Raw genomic sequence first — 21,053 nt, 5'->3', positions numbered from 1 at the left:
TTCTAATGCCATTAAATCACATTAATCATCAACAAACCAACTATCATTCCTGAGAGAATTCCCAATGTACTTGTAGTCCCTGGCCAAAGTTTTTTAGACTGCGGAATCATTTCTCCATAAATTACATATAACATAACCCCAGAGGCAAAAGCTAAAGCGCTACCCAGTGCCTCTACCGATACGCTTCCAATATAAATTCCTATCCAGGCACCAATAGCAGTAGGAAGTGCCGTTAGGAAAGCAAAAAACAATATTTTGCTACTTTTTATTCCCGAGAGCATAAGTGGCGCTGCCACAGCTAGCCCCTCTGGCACATCATGTATTGCAATTATTAAACTCATTTTGAGCCCTAAGTTATCTCCATTAGCAAAACCAAATCCCATTACGAGCCCTTCCGGAAAATTATGAATCATTATACCCACAGCAACCATAAATGCCACTTTTGTATATTGTGATTTTATATTGCTGCTTAAATTACTCATTTTATCTATTATTACAACAATAATAATACCTAAAATTAAAAACATTAAAGTTCCAAAAATACCTGTTTTATTTTTAGCTTCCGGAATAAGTTCAAATACAACTATAGAAAGCATAAGTCCTGATGCAAATCCTATGATGTTTCCCAGTAATTTTCTTGAAGGCTTATTCATAACAACACCTAATATCGCCCCTAGCATGGTGCCAATTAATGCCATTATTCCTGAAAAAATAATCACCAAAACGATACTACTTTTCAAATTAATACCCCCACTTCTATAGAAATATACTTAAGTTTTATTCTATATCTCTATATAATGATTTTATTTATGCATGTGGGGGTTTATGCTTCAATCTCTATATTCTTTAATAATATCTATAGCATCATCAGAAAATATTGCTTGCTCACAAAATTTATACAATTCATCTAGCAGCATGTATTTCTTAAATCCACCATTATTAATTATAAAACAGAAATAATTTTCTTCTGGATTAAGGATTTTAATTTTGTTATACATATAAGTTACATAAGGGTATTTCTCTAAAAAATTAATATCAACAGGATAATTTTTTTTGTTTCTAAACTTAGACTTCACTATTATAATAATTGCTAAGTTTATACCATAACCTTCAACATGAACTAAACTAACTTTTTTACATATAATAATAAATTTAGTCTTTGCAATTCCACACCATATACTAATTTTATACCCATCCAATTTGAAATCAATATATTCTTCGTTAAACCTAAAAAGTATAACAAAAACAATCATCAATTCTATGCAAAGTAAATATGTAATAAAAAACATATTTATAACCTTTGATATAATCAATACAATTGGTAATAGAACAAAAATAAAGCACATTGATAGCATAAACCGTTTATAAGTTCTTTTTTGCTTTCTAATGGCTTTATTTATATTCATAACTACACCCTTCATTTATAAAAATATTTTCGCTTCAATTTACTCAAATAAATTATTCAGTATCATTATTTCCCATAGCTTTCATCTTTTCTGCTTGGTCAGCAGTTATTAAGTTATTCATCATTTCATCTATGTCTCCATCAAGAAATGCTTCTAGCCTATACAACGTTAACCCTATTCTATGATCTGTTACCCTACCTTGAGGATAGTTGTATGTTCTTATTCTCTCACTTCTATCTCCCGTACCTACTTGACTCTTTCTTTCTTCAGCTATTCCTGCAGATCTCTCAGCCTCAGCTCTATCAAACAATCTAGATTTTAGTATTTTTAAAGCTTTTTCTTTGTTCTTTAACTGTGATTTCTCATCCTGACAAGAAACTACAAGTCCTGTAGGAATATGCGTCATCCTTACTGCCGAATCAGTAGTATTAACGCATTGTCCTCCATTACCAGATGCTCTAAACACATCTATTCTTAAATCATTTGCACTAACTTCTATGTCTACATCATCAACCTCTGGCAGAACTGCAACAGTCGCCGTAGATGTATGGATTCTTCCACTCGATTCAGTGTCAGGGACTCTCTGAACCCTATGCACTCCACTCTCATATTTAAACTTACTATACGTAGATTCACCTTTTATCATAAATACTACTTCTTTGAATCCACCAATATCAGTTTCATTAGCACTCATTACTTCAACTTTCCATTTATTACGCTCTGCATATCTTGTATACATCCTAAATAAATTTGCTGCAAACAAAGCTGCTTCGTCTCCACCAGCCCCTGCTCTAATTTCAACAAATACATTTCTCTCATCATTTGGATCCTTAGGCAAAAGTAAAATTCTTAACTCTTCCTGCGTAGTTTCTTTAATTTCAACTAATTCTTTAATTTCTTCTTGAATCATATCTTTCATTTCTTTTTCAGATTCTTCTTTAAGCATCTCTTTATTTGTTTCTATCTCTTGTTTAGCTTTTTTATATATTCTATATTTTGTAACAATTATTTCTAAACCTGCATGTTCTTTGCACAATTTCTGCCATTCCTTTTGATTAGCTATAACCAAAGGATCACTAATTTTTATTGAAAGTTCATCATATTTGTTTTCCGTAAAATCAAGCATATCTAACATTTTTATCACTCCGTATATATATTTTCACATTATTTAATTATATCACAATCAGATGTAAAATACAAACCATACCCAATTAATAATCATTCTACATTAATGGCTTAACCCGCCAAGATAGCTTACCTAATCCATTAATGTAGCCTCAATAACCCTATCATTTCCCGATAAGTCCTTAATACATTTTATCGCCATAAATCCCGATTTCAAAAGAATATTTGTAACTTCTTCCCTTTGATCATATCCTATTTCAAAAGCTAGAAGCCCTCCTTTTTTTAACACATTTAAGCTCTGTTCTGCAATTCTCCTGTAAAATTCCAAACCATCCTCTCCACCACTGAGAGCTATAACCGGCTCATAGTTTTTTACATCCTCCATCAAAGTAGGAATAACTGATTGTCTTATATAAGGAGGATTAGAGACTATTACTTCAAACTTCTTATTTTGATCAATAGCTACTTGTAATAAATCACTAACCTCCTCATTAACCCTAACAGATAAGTTGAATTTCTTTATATTTAATGCCGACACAGCTAAAGCTTCTGGAGATATATCGTACAGCGACACATTGGCATCTTTAATGAATTCAGCTATCGCAATGCCAATAGCTCCACTTCCACTACAGACGTCGCATATATCAATATAACCGTTCTCTTTTATATGCTTTATTACTTCCTCAACCAATATTTCTGTATCAGGCCTCGGTATTAAAACCCCTGGCCTTACTATAAAATCCATACCCATAAATTCACATTTCCCAAGGATATATTTTATAGGCATTTTATCTTTTCTTAATTGAATCAACCCTAAAAACTCATTTTCCTGTTGTTTATCAATATTAAAATCTCTATTAATCATTATGAACAATTTATCCTTATTTAAAACCTTGCATAACAAAAGCTGCGAATCTAATATATAGCTTTCAATTTCAACTTTTTTTAAAATTCCATATGCCTCTCGAAGTATTTCTCCTATATTAATTATTTAACACCTTCATTCATATTTTCCGCCTTTATTAATTTTCTACCGACTACATTCATAATTAACGTAATGTGTTTATATTTATATTTTTCTTTAGCTAATCCACAATACCCTCTGCTACTTTAAGAGCTTTTATTGCCACTTCTAATTGAGATAAATCCGGTTCTCTTGTAGTTAGATTTTGTAGCTTCAGTCCTGGATAAGAAAGGATTTTAGCTAAAGAGCCTTCACTTTTCCCCATCCATTTAATAATTTCATAGCTTACCCCTGAAATTAAAGGAAGCAACACAATCCTGTACATTATTCTCTCCCCAATCGAATTCCAACCTGTTAAAGAAAACACTATTATACTAACTATCATAACTAGGAACAAAAAGTTTGTACCACACCTTGGATGTAGTCTGCCGAATTTAGCTGCATTCTCAGGAGTTAATTCAACCTCGTTTTCATAGCAAAATATTGTTTTATGTTCCGCACCATGATATTGGTATACTCTCTTAATATCTTCCATTTTGCCTATTAGATACACGTATATTAAAAATAACAGAACTCTGATAACTCCTTCTACAATATTCATACCCATTGTGTTTGCACCCATTTTACTAAAAAGATTAGCAACTATTGTAGGTAAAATAAAAAATAGTGCTATAGATATAGCTAGCGAAATAACAAGGGATATTCCCATTATTACATCATTACTTTTTTCTTTAAACATTTTTTTTATCCATTTGTCCAATTTTGAGGGTTCCTCTTCATCTTCAAAAAAAGAAGCAGAATAATTTAAAGTCTTTACACCTATAACTAAGGACTCAATCAAAGAAATAAATCCTCTTATTATTGGTAAACCTAATAATTTATTCTTTTTGGTATATGATGTATAAATATTTGTTTCAACAACTATTTCTCCTTGCGCAGTTCTCACGGCAGTGGCAATGCCATTACTTCCTCTCATCATAACACCTTCAATAACTGCCTGACCTCCAACATTAATATGTTTAGCCATATTTACACCCCTTCCCTAGGAACAATGTGACATTTCCTACACCGAGCTTCATAGGATTCTGTAGCTCCAATTAAAACGATGGGATCTTCATATCTTGCTGGTTTTCCATTTATTAAACGTTGAGTTCTAGTTGCGGGGTTACCACACACAACACAAATAGCCTGAATTTTGTCCACAAATTCTGCAATAGCTAGAAGTGGTGGTATTGGCCCAAAAGGTTCTCCTTTAAAATCCATATCCAACCCTGCACATATTACTCTTTTATCGTCATCTGCGAGTGTCGTAATTACACTAATTATATCTTTATCGAAAAACTGCACCTCATCAATGGCAACAACTTGTGTATCTGCATCTAAGAGTTCTAATATTTGAGAGCTATCCTTAACAGGAACCGCTTCTACCTTGGCTCCACAGTGAGAAACAACATCTGTATTACTGTATCTATTGTCAATTTGAGGTTTAAACACTTGTACTTTCTGCTTCGCAATGTTGGTTCTTCTTATCCTACGTATAAGTTCCTCTGACTTTCCACTGTACATAGGTCCTATAATGACTTCAATCCAACCATGATCTTTGGGTCCGTACATACTTTTACCTCCAATTTGTTAATCAATGTTTTAAAAAAATCCAACTATATATATTTTATCAAAAATATATTATAAATTAAAGTAAAATTTAATATAATTCTTATTGACTTAATTATTAATTATATGATAAAATTGAATAGTTGACAATACGGGTATATATTTATTTTGAAAGAGGTGAAAAATATGCAAGAAGGAATACATCCAGAATACCATAAAGATACAGTTGTTAAATGCGCATGTGGAAACACTTTTATTACAGGATCTACTAAACAAGAACTTAAAGTAGACGTATGTTCTAATTGCCATCCATTCTACACTGGAAAGCAAAAGAATATTGATGCTGGTGGAAGAGTTGATAGATTCATGAAGAAATTTAACATAAAAAATGAAGATGTAGAATAATATATTAGTGGAAAAGATTTAATTATCTTTTCCACTTTTTTATATATAAATATAAATTATATTAATCCACTTAATAAGTAGAACGACACTTAATAAGATAAGGCAGCAATTATATCATCATATTGAATGTCGTTAAAATAATTTATAATACCTATTTAAATCTACATTACCTAGCTAATACTTCAAAGTTCTTATTTATCATTTCTAAAAAATCCTCATTACTCTTAGTTGTAGATAATATATTTAGGAGTTTTTCTGTTACGCCTAGTGCATTACCCTCCCTGTACATTATCTTTCTTAAACTATATATAGTCTCCATCTCAATTTTAGTAAGTAATAAGTCTTCTCTTCTTGTTCCTGATTTGTATATATCTATCGCTGGGAATATTCTTCTTTCTTGAAGTTTTCTATCTAAGTGAACTTCCATATTGCCTGTACCCTTAAATTCCTCGAAAATCATATCATCCATTCTACTTCCCGTTTCTACTAAAGCAGTTGCGAGTATAGTTAGACTTCCACCCTCTTCAATGTTTCTAGCTGCACCAAAAAATTTCTTCGGCATTAGAAGTGCGCCAGGGTCTAATCCACCAGATAAAGTTCTTCCCGATGGGGTTACAGTCAGGTTATACGCTCTAGAAAGCCTAGTTAAACTATCTAATAGAATAACTACATCTTGACCTTGTTCCACCATTCTTTTAGCTCTTTCAAGTACCATATAAGCTACCTTTGTATGATGATCTGGTTCTTCATCAAAAGTTGAATAAATTACTTCGCCTTTAATTGATCTCTGCATGTCAGTAACTTCTTCCGGTCTTTCATCTATTAAAACAACAATTAATTTTACTTCTGGGTGATTTATAGAGATACTGTTAGCAATCTTTTTAAGAAGTGTTGTTTTTCCTGCTTTTGGCTGTGCTACAATTATGCCTCTTTGCCCTTTACCTATAGGTGAAATTATATCCATCATTCTTGAAGATAAGTCAGCTGCATTTGTTTCTAATGTCAATCTTTGTGTAGGGTATATAGGAGTTAATCTTTCAAAAGGTTTTCTGCCCACAGCTCTATCAGGATTTTCTCCATTTACTCCTTGTACATACAATAAAGCTTTAAACTTTTCACCTTCCTTAGGTATTCTAACTTTACCTTCTACTTCATCACCTGTTTTCAGGTTGAATCTTCTGATTTGAGATGGTGAAACATAAATATCATCAGGACCTGATAAATAATTATTTCCTCTTAAGAAACCATAACTATTGTTCTCAATTATTTCTAGAACTCCTCTTGCTGAGCCTGATTCATTTATCATTTCTTGCAATTTTTCTTTTTTATTTTCATTTTGATTTTTAAAGCCTGTATCAATGTCTTCATTTTTGATTACTTTTGGCTCTTGAATTGGTTTTGTTTCGACTTGCTTTTCCGAATTTTCTGTAATATTGTTCTCAACAGTAGAAGTGCTTTTAGGACTGATCTTTTCTCTTAAGGTAACCCCATCTTTTTGCATAGAAACTGGCGTTAGCTTCTTTATTTCCTCAATTAATTCACTTTTTTTAAGTTTTGAAATATTTTTAATGCCGAGTTCTTTAGAATGTTCCCGAAGCTCGACTACTGTCATATTCTCGATATCTTTATTTATCAAAATGTGCACCTCCGAAGGGTATTTCATATATAATATCTATTTAATAAATATCATGGGAATTTAAAAACGATTTTACTATCCAATGAATTTTCTTGAAATGATATATTATTCTAATTATATCCTATTTAACATTTTTAATCCACTATATTAAAATTGCATAGTAGCAACCAATTATCACTTACCATTTCTCTTGAATTAAAGTGTATATTTTCTTTATATTCTTCCTATATTCAATTACTTTTTCTATAACTTTATGATTTTTCCCAATCAAGAAAATAGGCAGAGCTAATTGCTCACATCCTCCTATTACCATATTCCTTTTTAAAAGTTCGTTAATGTCATAATAATAAAAATGCTTTTCACCACATAGTGAGCACTTAACCACAATTACTATTTCATTTCCTTTATGGACTTTAACGTCTATAGAGGGAAATACAGTTTGCATACTCTCTATCTCAAATATCGTAAATTCACAAATTTTGTACTCACCACTAGAATTCTTTAAAGCCATAGCAATATTAGTATCGAATATCAATTACTTCACCTCCATATTCTAAATCCATTTAATTTCATTGCAGTGTTAATTAATAAATTCTATAAATTTAATTAAATTCCTGCTACTTTTCTTTGAAATTATATGCAATTTTATTTATGAAAATGTAATAGCTTATAATATATAAATAATTAATACACGACAAAAAAAATAAAAGGCTACTAGTACTTAATGTAGCCCTTCAAATATATTATTTTTTATGTTCAATCGCTGCCTTAACGAATTCACTAAACAGCGGATGTGGGTTATTAGGTCTAGATTTAAGTTCTGGATGAAACTGAACTCCAACAAACCAAGGATGATCCTTAATCTCAACTATTTCAACTAATCTTTCATCTGGGCTTGTTCCTGTAAGGATAAGTCCTGCATCAGTTACTGCTTTTCTATATTCATTATTAAATTCATATCTATGTCTATGTCTTTCATATATCACTTCATCACTGTACGCTTCATGAGCATTAGAATCTTTTGTTAATTTACAAGCGTATAATCCAAGTCTCATAGTGCCCCCTTTTTCATCTAAATCCTTTTGATCAGGCATTAAATCTATTACTGGATACTTAGTTTGTTCATCAATTTCTGAACTATTAGCTCCACTTAGTCCTGCTACGTTTCTTGCATACTCTATAACAGCACACTGCATCCCAAGGCATATCCCGAAGAATGGTACTTTATTTTCTCTAGCATATTTTGTTGCCTGAATTTTACCTTCTATTCCTCTGTCACCAAATCCACCTGGAACCAATATCCCGTCAACATCGCCTAATATTTCACTTGCATTCTCAAATGTTACATCACAAGCATTTATCCATTTAATTTCTACATTAGTGTCATTAGAAAGCCCTCCATGACTCAATGCCTCAACCACTGAAATATAAGCATCATGAAGTTCTACATATTTTCCGACTAGTGCTATTTTCACATTTCCTGATAAATTCTTTAATCTCTCTACCATATTAATCCATGCGCTATTATCTATTTCATGACAGTCTAATTTTAGTTTTTTACAAACTAGGGTATCTAATCCTTCATTATGTAGCATAAGTGGTACTTCATATAAATTTTCAGCATCCAAATTTTGAATTACAGAATCTGCTTCCAGATTACAGAACATGGCAATTTTAGCCTTCATATCTGCAGATATTTCCTTTTCAGATCGACATACAATGATGTCTGGTTGAATACCTATGCTTCTAAGTTCTTTTACAGAATGTTGAGTAGGTTTTGTTTTAAGCTCTCCAGCTTTTCTTAAATATGGTATTAATGTAACATGTATAAAGCAAACATTCTCTATTCCTACTTCATATTTTGCCTGCCTTATAGCTTCTAAAAACGGTAAAGATTCAATATCTCCAATAGTTCCACCAATTTCAGTTATAACAACATCTACATCTTTTTCTTTAGCTACTCTATAGACTCTTTCTTTTATTTCATTAGTAATATGTGGTATTACTTGTACTGTACCACCTAAAAAATCTCCTCTTCTCTCTTTTGATATAACTGACCAGTATACTTTTCCAGTAGTTACATTACTACTCTTACTTAAGTTTTCATCAATAAATCTTTCATAATGACCCAAATCTAAATCTGTTTCTGCTCCATCGTCTGTAACAAAAACTTCTCCATGTTGATATGGGCTCATAGTCCCTGGATCGACATTTAAATATGGATCAAATTTTTGAATAGAAACCCTTAGTCCTCTATTTTTTAAAAGCCTCCCGAGTGAAGCTGCTGTTATTCCTTTTCCTAGAGATGAAACTACACCACCAGTGACAAATATGTACTTAGTACTCATCATTACTCCTCCTATGTTTTATTGCTCATTGTAAGTTGTTAATCTTTTTTCTTCTAATATTGTTGATATATGACTATGTAAAATTTAAAAGAGTTTATATTAATATTTTTTAAATAGCTTGACAAATGTTCTTTACAATTTTATAATAGAAATTACCCTATAAATATAATGGTATAGGTTTTTTTAAAAACAATATTAATATCTTATCACACTTTTTATTCATTCACCAGTGTTTTTTTTGTTTTTCTTTTCTTTTTAAATTTTATTAAGTTAAATTTTAAATCTTTAACATACATTTTATTTTACTCCTTCAATACATTTTCTATTTCAAAATACATTTCTCTAAATTCCTTATTAATAAAAAATTGTTCCTCTGCCTTTTTCAAACCATAATTAACAGCTCTTTTGCTTGAAATTAGAAATTTCTTATAAACGCTCTCTGCATCCCCACACTTATATTTTTTTAACAATAAAAACAAAATATATTTACACTCTCTATCTTTTGATATCTTTAATGATTCATGCCTTTTTATACCTTTCACATAACAAATAGCTTCTATTATCTTATCATAATCAATATTTTTTAACATTAAACCACTCCTAAATTCTATATACATTGTTTCGTTAATTAAATTATTGACAATAATTAATAAAAACTATCATTAGAATAAAATTATAATATAAATTTTTCATACACAATAACGTTATTTTAATGAAGGCTATGTTATATATAACATAGCCTTCATTTTTTATGCTTTAATGTTTATTTGCAAAGTTGTACTTAAAACTTGTTGGTTTCCTATTATCATATCATAATCTATAAATACATCTCCGCCATTTTTATCAACGTTCATTTTTAAATCTTTTGTGTCCACTGTAAGATCTAAGGCTCCATGAGGTGTATTGTATAAAGTTAAGTCTCTTACATATTTTTTGAATTTCATTTCAGTATTAGTAGTTCCAGTCCTTATAAGTGTAAACTTTTCTTCCTCAATTTTAAATGTAGTAGTAGTCCCCTCCATTCCTGATATTTCAGTCTCTTCGTATACTGCATAATAACAATTATCTTCTTTATAAAACTTACCGGGAGTCACCACTTCAATTGACTCACCTTCATCTTCATTATCAGATTGTCTGCTAACAACTGAAATTATTGAATTTTTTTTCATTAACTTGCACCTCGCTATATTAAAATATAATTGTTTAGTTCTTCATCTGTTAAAGGTTTTATATCTATAAACCTATCTTGAAGATGACCATATCCACCATAACTAATAGTTATAATTTTTTCATCCTTCCCCTTACAATATCTCGCCGTTATTCCTGCTGCAAAATCAATGTCCTGGACAGTTGCCTTGCCGATTATAGCAACCGTTGTACCATTATAGTCCTTAGCTATAAACATTAAATCTTCCTGGGTTAAAAGCTGTTCTAATAGCTCTCCTTCTTCCTCCGTTCTTGTAGATATTATTTTAGCACCTTTAGATCTTCTGAAATGTCTTCCTATTTTTAATAATTCTAGATCTTTTTTAGATGTATCTTCTTTATGTTCTAATAGGTCACTAAGTCTCAAAGAATAGTTAGGCTCCGTAAGTTTACATCCACCAGCAGGTGATGGATAATCAAGAATACCAAATTTTTCTGCCATCTCCATCTGAACCTTTCTATTTCTTCCTTTTATATCCATAAGAGCTTCTCTATCTATTAAACCATCTATCTCCATTTGAGTAGGATTAAGATTCTTTGCGCATAATGGTCTTAAGATTTTATGTCCTATACCCGATTCATTTTTCACTATGTCTAAGGCTGATCTGTTTTGAGACATAGGCCTTTGGTTTAAAACTTCCCCTGTTATGATAAAATCAGCATGAAATTTTTCTAATAATTGTCCACAATATCTCATCATCATAGCATGGCAATCAATACAAGGATTCATGTTTTTACCATACCCATGTTTCGGACTCTTTACCATTTCAAAATGTTCATCTGAAAAATCTACAACTTCTAACGGTATATCTATTTGTTTTACCATTTTCAATGCATTTTTTTCATCAAAAAAATTAGATTTAAAGCATATCCCAATAACTTCTATCCCTTGATCCTTTACAATCTTTGCCGCTAGTGTACTATCAAGGCCTCCAGAAATCATAGCCAAAGCTGTTGTCATAAAACTTCTCCCTTCTTACTGTAATTTAATAAATATATTATCTATTATTTCTGTTTATAGCTAATTCAATAAGCTCATCTATAAGATCCACATATGTTTTCCCTGTAGCTTGCCACATTTTAGGGTACATGCTTATTTTAGTAAAGCCCGGTATAGTATTTACTTCATTTAAATAAACATCTTCTGTTTCTTTATCAACTAAAAAATCCACTCTTGCCATGCCAGCACAATCAAGTATCTTATAAATTCTTATAGCTTCCTCTTTAACCTTTTGTAATTTATCATCAGATAGCGATGCAGGTATCAAAAGCTTAGATGCTTCACTATTATATTTAGCTTCATAATCATAAAATTCTTTTGCTGGAATTACTTCTCCTGGGATAGATGCCTTAGGATAATCATTACCGAGTATAGCGACCTCAATTTCTCTTGCATTTATGGCCTCTTCAACTAAAACTTTTCTATCATATTTTAACGCTTCTTCTACTCCAAGTATTAATTCGCTTTTATTATGTGCTTTTGTTATACCTACAGAAGAACCTCCATTGGATGGTTTGATAAATACATCATAACCCAATTTTTTATCTATTTTATCTATTATTATGTCCTTATTTTCCTTATACTCATGCGCATTTATTACCACATAATCAGCTTGTTTCACATTGAATTTTTCCAGTAAAAATTTTGTATATATTTTATCCATGCAAATAGCAGAAGACATTACCCCAGGACCTACGCACGGAATATTAGATATTTTACACATACCTTGGATAGTTCCATCTTCTCCAAACGAACCATGAAGCACTGGAAATACTACATCTACTTCTTTATTAAAGATAATCTTTTGACCATCTGGTATTTTAAAATATTCGTCCTTTTCCCATTCTCCACTCTCTATATTGTCCAATTTACCAGTATACTCAAACCATAGACCTTCCTTAGTAATTCCTATCGGATATATATCATATTTTGTTTGATCAATATTTTTCAATACTGATGTTGCCGATACTCTCGAAACCTCATGTTCTGTGGACTGTCCACCAAATAATATTGCTATTTTCTTTTTCATTGACGCCCTCTCCTTATAACCATAATAACTATTTTATGAATAATAAAATCACAAGTTTACTAAGAAATTTAATATTAACTTTGTTAAATTTTTTAATATTATATAATCTTTATCTATTACTCTTTATTTTAAAACTTCACTTCTATAATAACACTCTTAAAATTACAAACGCAACTAAAATAAAAAAGGATATATGTTCATTATATGAACATATATCCTTTTTAGCTCCCTTATCTAAATAGTTAATTTTCCATTGGGGGTGTCTATTATTTCTATTATTCTTTGCTCATACCCAGTACTCGCATCAATATATACTATGAAGTTTTTTCCCTTATATGAGCCTAAAAATTCATAGCACAAAACTTCCTTATTAGTCTCCGTAGGAATAATTGCCAAACTAACTTTACTTATTTTTAGCCTCTTTCCAACTTTTTCTTGTGCTTTTAATGCAGTTATTTTCGGTGTTGGCAACTCTCTCTTTTCAACATGGGATACTAGGAATTTTTCAGACTCAATTCCTAAAATACTACCATTATCTAGTGCAATTTTAAGCTTAACTTGATCTGGATAAATTGATACATTTCCTTGTTTATATACATAACTTACTACCACCGTATTATCATAATTTAACGTATAAGTAGGTTCCATATTCTTATAACCTATTTTACTAATAAACTTACTTCCACCTTCTATTGCTTTCTTAATATCCAAAGTTGGTTTTCCTATGGCCCTATTCTCTAATAAATATACTATTTTGCCTCCATTTTTACTTACTTCTATTACTGTCTTATCTTCACTTTTCTCTTTTCCTTTAAATGTTACGTAAAATGTATATGCAGGTATTGTAGTCTTCCCTTTTTGTGGCTTATATTCAATACTTACGATTTTATCTGCTCCAAACATGTTTTCTATTACTTTAGTTGCTTCATTTTTACTTACCTCTTTTTGGGACATTACCTTAGGCTTTATTTCTAATATATTATCAGAAAAAGGGCCATCATAAATTAATGCTGGATATTGAACTATTTGCTTTTGAATACCATTAAATTTTTCAGTTACAAGATCATCCCCAGCTTTTGCAAATACACCACTACTTTTTTTTCTGATTTCTCCCCATTTTACATTCCCTTCATTTATTCCAGAAAGCACTCCGTTTAATTGTTCCTGAAGTGTATATGACTGTGCCTCCAATTCATCAATTTTATCATATTCTTTATTATCAAGTTCTTTTCCTTCGGATGATGCCTTTGCTAACGTAAAACAGTAATCCCCTACTTGAGTCAAAAATTTACTAGTATTCCCAACTACTTGTTGGTCAAGTGGTAGCGAATGCAATTTATCATTTGCAGTGGCTGAATATCTAAAGATTTCCTCAAAGGCTATAATGCTTTGTTCTCTAGAGCCGACAATAGCTGACTTTCCTAAATTTACTCTTATATTTTGTACAGAACTAACAAGATCATACATATTCTTACTATATTGACCTTGAAGATAATTTCTATAATCTAACCTCTCCAAAAACATTAATATAGCAAAAGTAGTTGAAAACACAACAATTATAGTTACAATACTTGTATACAAAATTCTTTTCTTTAGCATTTTCATATATTTCCCTCCTGGTATTTATACGAGTAGATAACAACTATCAATTATTATTCTCATAGTAGTCTTTTGTTTTTCTAACCAAATAATTCACTAAAAATTTCTCCTAGTTTAAATTTAACAACTATTTTTTTACTGGTTTCTGTATTATTAACCAAGTTGTACTCATCATCTGATAGAACTGTTTTCATTTCTTTTTCTGTTTTTTGGTAGGACACATCTCCTTTTGTAATATCTACAAAACATAATGGTGGAAACATAACACACCACCAATTTTGACCTTTTCCCGTTCCAATTACTATTCGATAAGCTTCATATTCACCTTGAGGCAAAGTTATATTTCCATAAGTTTTAACTGGAAAGTTTTCCTTTGAAAGAGCAGTCGCTACTGAGTACTCATACCCATTTCTTTTTATTATAGTTTCTGCAATTTTTTTAATATTTTTATCTTCTTTATTTAAAACATTTCTTGACTCTTCTATACTTGTGCAATTCTTAAGTTTGGGTGATATATACTTTAAAACGGAATCTCTTACTTTTAATTTCAACTTTTGATCTATTTTATCATCGCTATTAGCTATTACATGAAACCTTATAAGTTTACCAGCTATATCACTTTGACTGGCTTTCACAGGTGCATTATTTCCATTTAAAGCTATAGAAATTATAATTATTATAGTAATACTTGTTAATATAAAATTTTTCATGTTTACCCCCCCAGATACAATAATTTATATTAATATTATTACCATATTATGTAATTGTATTCACCGATTTACTTTTCTCCTGCCACATTATTTTAATTAGTAAAATAATGTAAATTTTAAAAAAACTTATACATTAATATTTTTTAATTATACTTTTCTCTAACTAGTTTTTACGACACTTGCAAAAAATATTCACTTAACAAATGAATATAAATATAAAAACGTGCAAAATCCACAAAGGATCCTACACGTTCTTATTTCTTGTTATAAAATTTTGCTTATATTGTTCTAGTTATATATACTTCTTTATATTGGGTTTTAAATTTGTCATAACATCTTTGAGCTTTCAACATATCATCAAAGAAAGCGAATATTGTTGGTCCGCTCCCACTCATCATTGAACCCATTGCACCCATTTTAACCATGTCTTCTTTTATTCTTTTGAGAACTGGATATTTTCTTAACGTAACATTTTCAAGTAGATTTTTCATGCTGTTACATACTTCCTGTAATTTTTCTTGTTCTATAGCTTTTATTAATGCTTCTGTATCCGGATGCTTAAAAATTTTACTAATATCTAAATTTTTAAAAACCTCCTTAGTAGATACCCCAAAATTAGGCTTAACCAATACTAAGATATAATTTTTGAAAGGTTTTAATGGTGTAATAATTTCACCTATTCCTTCACACAAGGCGGTCCCCCCCACTATGCAATAAGGAACGTCTGCACCGATTCTCACCCCTAAATCCATAAGTTCATTATCATCTACATCTACTTTAAATATTTCTTTAAGTGCTTTAAAAACAGCTGCCGCATCTGCACTTCCACCTGCCATACCCGCCGCTACGGGAATGTTTTTTCTAAGATATATATTTATACCTTCATGAATATCATAAGTATCCATAAAAAGTTTTGCAGCTTTATACACCAAATTTTTATCATCTATAGGTATGTACGGCTTATTACAACTTAAATTAATACCCTTATTACATTTTTTAAAGGACATAGAATCATATAAATCTACGCTTTGCATAATCATTTTAAGTAAATGATATCCATCTTCTCTTTTACCTATTACATCTAAAGATATATTTATTTTTCCATAAGCTTTTACTAACATGATCTTCCTCCAACTCTTTATTAAGCATCCACCAAAATGGCCTAATTCACAAATACGGCTCAATTAAAAATTTCTAAAGCAACCCAAATAATAATTGATTAATCCAACTTAATATATTTTGAGGCTTATATAAGATGGTCCTCTGCTTGTGAAATGTTCTTATTAAAAATAGTATATTACAACAAATTTAATATTGCTACATATAATTCAAAATAAAAAGCCCAAAAATAATAAAACTCCCATGTGTTTTTATAACACATGAGAGTTTTATTACGATATAATAATTGTACGATTGATTTATAATTAGACCAGGTTTTATTTTTATATAACTATTCTACCTGGTATTATAAGTTTTTGCGAAACTTTTATAACATTAGTATCTTCTATTTGATTTACTCTTGCAATTTCTTGTATTGTAGTATTATATTTCTTAGCAATTTTCCATAAGGTATCTGCAACCTGAACCACATAAATAGTAATACTAGCTTTTTTCTCAGGTGCTTCTCCTTCAACTGGGTAAACATCAACTAAAAATTTCTTTTGCACCATATAGTTTACACGTGCATACACTTTGACTACAGCTCTTACAGCCATATTTCCTGCCTCAATATCTACATTTATATTCTCGAGCGCAACCTTGCACATGCTACTCATATTAATTTTAGCGCCTAATATATCAGCTCCACAGCTGAAAGGAATTTCTTCAGAAACAGCTGATAAATATTTTTCTTCATCATCACTTCTGTATAATACTGTTACATTCATTATACCATCTACTATAACCTTATCCTCAATTACCTTTTTATCCGTTATGCAAACACTAGCATTACACATAATGACCTTACTAGGTTTTGCCTTGTTATTATCTAATTCTATGTCTCCCCTAACTAATGTCTCAGTTAGTAATTGCCCTTGCATTATATTAAGATCAAAATCTTTTTTATCCATATCAAGTTTTGTAGTAGGTGAATATACATCTTCAATCATATCCACTTCTTCTTTGTGCATAGCTCTTGTATTTGTATTTATCATAAACTCTACGTCAATAATTCTTTTTTCTCCTAAATCATCTTCCTTAATGTCATACTCCATAGCTTCTACCTTAAATTCTGTAAAATTGTCCATATTCGAGCTTACATCATCAAATTCTAACTCTTTGTTTAACATAACTTCATGTTCAATATATATTAGTTCTCTGCTATCTTTACCCTTGTATATCATATTAATAAATGCATAAGCATTAATTTGAATTTTACCATCATACAGTTTAACTTCTTTTTTATGAATATTAACATCATATTTTATAACTTTAGCTATTTCTGGTTTTTCCATTGGAATTTTTATATTAGCTTTTCCTATAAGCTCCCCAGTAAAATTCCTTATAACTTTGTCTATGCTAGTAGGATTTTTTAGATATTGAACATCCTTAACTGCTTCGATATCCTTAACTATCTGAAAACTGAAATTTTTATATACCTCTGATTTGGATTTTAAGATTCCCTCTAAACATATTTTTCTCTCATTAACTATTCTGCATTCCATATGTTCTACAAAACATTCAGTATCACAAAGCATCTCAGGCATTGCGCCCATTATATCTACTGTATTTGAAAATTTAGAGCTATATACAACATTTTCAACATCTGATCGTTCTTGATCTTTTGTAATGTAAATTACATTATATTGAATTTGCCCTTCTAAGTATACCTTATCCTCTATTATTTCTTTTGAGTTTATAAGTGCCTTGACATCTAGCATAAGAATTTCCTTAACATCTGGATGAGTATCCGGTATTACAAATTCTTCTTTCACCACTGTATCAACAGTATTTTCTCCTAACAGTTGTTCATATTCTATGTTCTCTCTTATTAAATTAATTTCCATATTATACCTCCTCGTATTTTTATTGGGGTAGCATTTATGGGTTGTTACCCTCCTAAAATACCTACTATATAATATATATATAAATAGTGTCCATAATATGATATTTGATTTTAAAATTCGTATTGCAAAATTCATCATATTTTTCAAATCAAAAAAACAAAAGCATATATTATGTAAAACGCACTGTTATTGCTAACTAAATGCATTTTAAATAATATATGCTTTGTTAATCTTATATACGACACATAAAAATAAGTAGCAAGCAACTTTACTATTATAACTGGCTTGTTATCTACTCTCTTAATCTAAGATTAATATATAAATATAAAAAACGATACTATAATACAGTATCGCCTTATCCTGCAAAAACTATTTGAACCGTTTTTGTCAAAACATCTGAATAACTATACGTCACTGTCCTGTGGGTGTCTTTTTCTAGTCTAATAACAAAAATGTTTGGATATGTCTTTTCGATAACTCCATTATCTACAAGAATCTTCCTTCTTCCACCATTAGCTTTTAATGTTACTCTTTCGCCAACATGACTTTCAATTTCATCTTTTATTGAAGTCAATACATTTATTTTTTCCAAAGCAAACACCTCTTTCCACATTTTATATTATACCCTATATATTTTTTTTTGTCAAGCAAACTAAATATTTTATCACTACTATAACAATCTTGTCAATATTGATTTTTTCTTAAGAAAATGCATTTTAATGGATTTTTCTACATCTAACTAATTTTTATTTAGTTTATGAGCCTTTAGCTTGCATAAGTTTAATACATTATAATTCCATACCATTTTTTATATATACTGTGACTTAGGAAATCCCTCTCTATACTTACCCCTAGTTTGTAATCCACCTATACCTGTAATTCCTGTTATGGTGTTTTGTATAACATCTTCTATAGCTACAACACTTTCTATATTTGTATATGCGATTTTTTCAGAAACTAAAACAGGATCTAAGCAATGAATTAAGACGCGGTTCGGAGCACTAGCAAAATTAGCACCGGCATCTAAAATTGCCTCATAACAGGATTGACATGCTCCTGCAAATATTACCAAATCATCATAGTTACTATTATAGGTTCTAAGAGCCATAACAGCCTCTACAAAGTACCTTGAGTTTCTATAGTTATCTAAATTGATATAATCTTTTATCCCTTTTACCATGCCATCGTGCCCTGTAATTACGACTATATCTGGCTTAACCTCTTTGACTAAATTTACTATTTCACTCGGTTGATTTTTTTCTGATATTACTCTACCTACAGCATCTAAAGATAGTTGCTTATATGTTTTTAAGCAAACCTCTAAATATTCTGCATCCCCATCAACGTGTAATACTTTCCCTGGTCTTCCAAACATCATATCTTTATTTTTATAATCTTTATACTTTTCTTGTTTTAATTGCATCTCTTTAATCTTTCCTTTAAGATCTATAGCCGCTGGCCTATTACCTCTTGTTCCTCCATTTCTACTCATTAATATCTTTTTAATTGATGCATTTACCTTCTTATTAAACACCTTATCAATTTCAAAAACGATGTCTTCTGATACTAATTCCAAATCTTCTATTAAACAATCTGCTTCTATCCTTAGATTTATTCCTTTAAGTAAATACGTATAAGTATTATCACCTGCCACAATATCTATAATTTTAAAGGTAATGTCACCACCGTAAGATTTCCTTACAACAACGTCTCCTATTTTCACAATGCCACCTCCATAATTAGACTCATAATATATATTATGAAAATATAGATAATAGGTGAGCATAAAAAAAGTTATGTAAAAATTATATTTACATAACTTTAATAAATAGTATGTCGCATGCTATAAATAGCATTGTTGACACTACTTCTGATTAAATACCCTTTTATAATCTTCAATAAATACCATAAACTTTTCTTTTTCAGAAATTAACTCCTCCATCTTCTTGTTAAAGGTATTTTGAATCCATGTGACTTCATTATAATAATATCTATTGCAAAGTCTCCAATATCGTTGTGGAAATACTAAAAATGCATATATAAGTCTGTACTCTTCTTCTGACAAAGGATTTACACTGCTATATGCCTCTAATACTATTTCAGCATATTTTATGTCCCAATCCTGATTTTTAAGCATTTTGATTAAAAAATTAGATAAATCGTATGCTTTTACTTCTCTTTTGCAATAATCAAAATCAATTATATTAACATCATTATTTTTGTCAATAATAATATTATGATAAGTATAATCATGGTGACAAAACCCTTTTTCTTCTTCAGTTAGCCTACATATATCAAAGTACCTAGAGTCATCTAATATAGCCATAGCTCTTTTGCCTAGTTCTTTTTGAGATTCCATACTTCTTATATAATTCATATCAAAATCAGTTTTGTTATTCTTCTTTTTCCTAATCATGCTTTGCATCTTATCAAAGGATTTTATTCGTTTTTCCATCAAATGTGGCCATCTTCCAAGATCTGTTTTTAGCTTACTATTTTCTGGCGGATCATACCCTTTTGACGCAATATGCATCAAAGCTAAGTTTTTTGAAGCTTCAACTAACTCCTCCTCAATGTTAAAGTCACATTCACGACCATCTATCCACGTCGACAGTGTGTAAATATCTTCATTAACTAATGCATAAGGATTTCCTTCAGTGTTCAAAAAATATCTATCAACCTTGTCAAATCCATTATTTGCAAGATGCTCTTTGGCTCCGTAAACGAACAAAAGTTTTTGTGTCCCATAACTGATTTTCTTTAGACACTTAGCTCCGTCATTTGTCTTCAGAAAATACACTCCCTTGTTGGGACGTATACTTTCTATTTTAATGCCATATTGTCTTTCGATTTCAAATTCCCTCATCATATTACTCACCCCCCTTATAATTTATATTACTAATATTTTATTTTAGAATAAATACTTGTATATTTTAACAACATTTATGCTCTCTTTTAATATAATAAAATATATTGATATATTAAATTAGTGTTTAAGGAGTCTTAAA

General features: G+C 30.3%; 21 protein-coding genes. 1 reads left to right on the top strand and 20 read right to left on the bottom strand.

Features of this window, described 5'->3' with window-relative positions:
* Positions 1–11: 11 nt before the first annotated feature.
* The 6 genes from LGK95_RS06455 to LGK95_RS06430 form a co-directional block, all read right to left on the bottom strand.
* Positions 12–740: a ZIP family metal transporter gene (locus LGK95_RS06455; protein WP_226123403.1), complete on the bottom strand. Its 729-nt coding sequence runs from the start codon at positions 738–740 to the stop codon at positions 12–14.
* 90 nt (positions 741–830) lie between these two features.
* On the bottom strand, positions 831–1,406 hold the full coding sequence (locus tag LGK95_RS06450) for a hypothetical protein (RefSeq protein ID WP_226123401.1): 576 nt from the start codon (positions 1,404–1,406) through the stop codon (positions 831–833).
* A gap of 52 nt (positions 1,407–1,458) precedes the next feature.
* Entirely contained in the window at positions 1,459–2,541 is a 1,083-nt protein-coding gene (gene prfA / locus LGK95_RS06445; RefSeq protein WP_226123399.1) for a peptide chain release factor 1, read from the bottom strand.
* Between the two features lie 123 nt (positions 2,542–2,664).
* Positions 2,665–3,519: a peptide chain release factor N(5)-glutamine methyltransferase gene (prmC, locus tag LGK95_RS06440; protein WP_226123516.1), complete on the bottom strand. Its 855-nt coding sequence runs from the start codon at positions 3,517–3,519 to the stop codon at positions 2,665–2,667.
* 97 nt (positions 3,520–3,616) lie between these two features.
* Positions 3,617–4,522: a DUF1385 domain-containing protein gene (locus LGK95_RS06435; protein WP_226123397.1), complete on the bottom strand. Its 906-nt coding sequence runs from the start codon at positions 4,520–4,522 to the stop codon at positions 3,617–3,619.
* A 2-nt stretch (positions 4,523–4,524) separates the two neighbouring features.
* Complete coding sequence (locus tag LGK95_RS06430; protein ID WP_226123395.1) at positions 4,525–5,109, bottom strand: thymidine kinase; 585 nt, start codon at positions 5,107–5,109, stop codon at positions 4,525–4,527.
* Between the two features lie 183 nt (positions 5,110–5,292).
* Here LGK95_RS06430 and rpmE point away from each other — a divergent pair, with 183 nt between their 5' ends.
* Complete coding sequence (gene rpmE / locus LGK95_RS06425; RefSeq protein WP_226123393.1) at positions 5,293–5,511, top strand: 50S ribosomal protein L31; 219 nt, start codon at positions 5,293–5,295, stop codon at positions 5,509–5,511.
* A gap of 166 nt (positions 5,512–5,677) precedes the next feature.
* Here rpmE and rho read toward each other — a convergent pair whose 3' ends face one another.
* From rho to LGK95_RS06355, 14 genes are all read right to left on the bottom strand, one after another.
* Positions 5,678–7,147: a transcription termination factor Rho gene (gene rho / locus LGK95_RS06420; RefSeq protein ID WP_226123391.1), complete on the bottom strand. Its 1,470-nt coding sequence runs from the start codon at positions 7,145–7,147 to the stop codon at positions 5,678–5,680.
* A 178-nt stretch (positions 7,148–7,325) separates the two neighbouring features.
* The gene (locus LGK95_RS06415; protein WP_226123389.1) at positions 7,326–7,682 is read right to left on the bottom strand and encodes a hypothetical protein; all 357 of its coding nucleotides are present in this window, start codon (positions 7,680–7,682) and stop codon (positions 7,326–7,328) included.
* 208 nt (positions 7,683–7,890) lie between these two features.
* The gene (locus LGK95_RS06410) at positions 7,891–9,495 is read right to left on the bottom strand and encodes a CTP synthase (protein ID WP_226123387.1); all 1,605 of its coding nucleotides are present in this window, start codon (positions 9,493–9,495) and stop codon (positions 7,891–7,893) included.
* A 302-nt stretch (positions 9,496–9,797) separates the two neighbouring features.
* A complete protein-coding gene (locus tag LGK95_RS06405; RefSeq protein ID WP_226123385.1) occupies positions 9,798–10,085 on the bottom strand; it encodes a ribose-5-phosphate isomerase in 288 nt (95 codons plus the stop codon).
* A gap of 159 nt (positions 10,086–10,244) precedes the next feature.
* Positions 10,245–10,664: a DUF1934 domain-containing protein gene (locus tag LGK95_RS06400; protein WP_226123382.1), complete on the bottom strand. Its 420-nt coding sequence runs from the start codon at positions 10,662–10,664 to the stop codon at positions 10,245–10,247.
* 14 nt (positions 10,665–10,678) lie between these two features.
* Entirely contained in the window at positions 10,679–11,662 is a 984-nt protein-coding gene (locus tag LGK95_RS06395; RefSeq protein ID WP_226123381.1) for a tRNA 4-thiouridine(8) synthase ThiI, read from the bottom strand.
* A 37-nt stretch (positions 11,663–11,699) separates the two neighbouring features.
* Complete coding sequence (locus LGK95_RS06390) at positions 11,700–12,731, bottom strand: D-alanine--D-alanine ligase family protein (RefSeq protein WP_226123378.1); 1,032 nt, start codon at positions 12,729–12,731, stop codon at positions 11,700–11,702.
* Positions 12,732–12,965: 234 nt separating this feature from the next.
* Positions 12,966–14,336 (bottom strand): germination protein YpeB, encoded by a 1,371-nt coding sequence (gene ypeB, locus LGK95_RS06385; RefSeq protein ID WP_226123376.1) that lies wholly within the window; start codon positions 14,334–14,336, stop codon positions 12,966–12,968.
* Between the two features lie 74 nt (positions 14,337–14,410).
* Positions 14,411–15,040, bottom strand: a complete 630-nt coding sequence (gene spoIIR, locus LGK95_RS06380; RefSeq protein WP_226123374.1) for a stage II sporulation protein R — start codon at positions 15,038–15,040, stop codon at positions 14,411–14,413.
* A gap of 278 nt (positions 15,041–15,318) precedes the next feature.
* Positions 15,319–16,161 carry a 4-(cytidine 5'-diphospho)-2-C-methyl-D-erythritol kinase gene (ispE, locus tag LGK95_RS06375; protein WP_226123373.1) on the bottom strand — a complete coding sequence of 281 codons (843 nt, stop codon included), beginning with the start codon at positions 16,159–16,161 and terminating at the stop codon, positions 15,319–15,321.
* Positions 16,162–16,482: 321 nt separating this feature from the next.
* Positions 16,483–18,045 carry a DUF3794 and LysM peptidoglycan-binding domain-containing protein gene (locus LGK95_RS06370; protein WP_226123370.1) on the bottom strand — a complete coding sequence of 521 codons (1,563 nt, stop codon included), beginning with the start codon at positions 18,043–18,045 and terminating at the stop codon, positions 16,483–16,485.
* 355 nt (positions 18,046–18,400) lie between these two features.
* Positions 18,401–18,658, bottom strand: a complete 258-nt coding sequence (locus tag LGK95_RS06365; RefSeq protein ID WP_226123368.1) for a Veg family protein — start codon at positions 18,656–18,658, stop codon at positions 18,401–18,403.
* 195 nt (positions 18,659–18,853) lie between these two features.
* Complete coding sequence (gene yabG, locus LGK95_RS06360) at positions 18,854–19,768, bottom strand: sporulation peptidase YabG (protein WP_226123366.1); 915 nt, start codon at positions 19,766–19,768, stop codon at positions 18,854–18,856.
* A 141-nt stretch (positions 19,769–19,909) separates the two neighbouring features.
* The gene (locus tag LGK95_RS06355) at positions 19,910–20,914 is read right to left on the bottom strand and encodes a CotS family spore coat protein (RefSeq protein WP_226123364.1); all 1,005 of its coding nucleotides are present in this window, start codon (positions 20,912–20,914) and stop codon (positions 19,910–19,912) included.
* Positions 20,915–21,053: the final 139 nt, after the last annotated feature.

It is taken from the genome of Clostridium algoriphilum (assembly GCF_020443705.1).
Classification (GTDB): domain Bacteria; phylum Bacillota; class Clostridia; order Clostridiales; family Clostridiaceae; genus Clostridium_AD; species Clostridium_AD algoriphilum.
The sequence above is the reverse complement of the archived record's forward strand: the minus strand, read 5'-3'. Positions and strand labels throughout refer to the sequence as shown.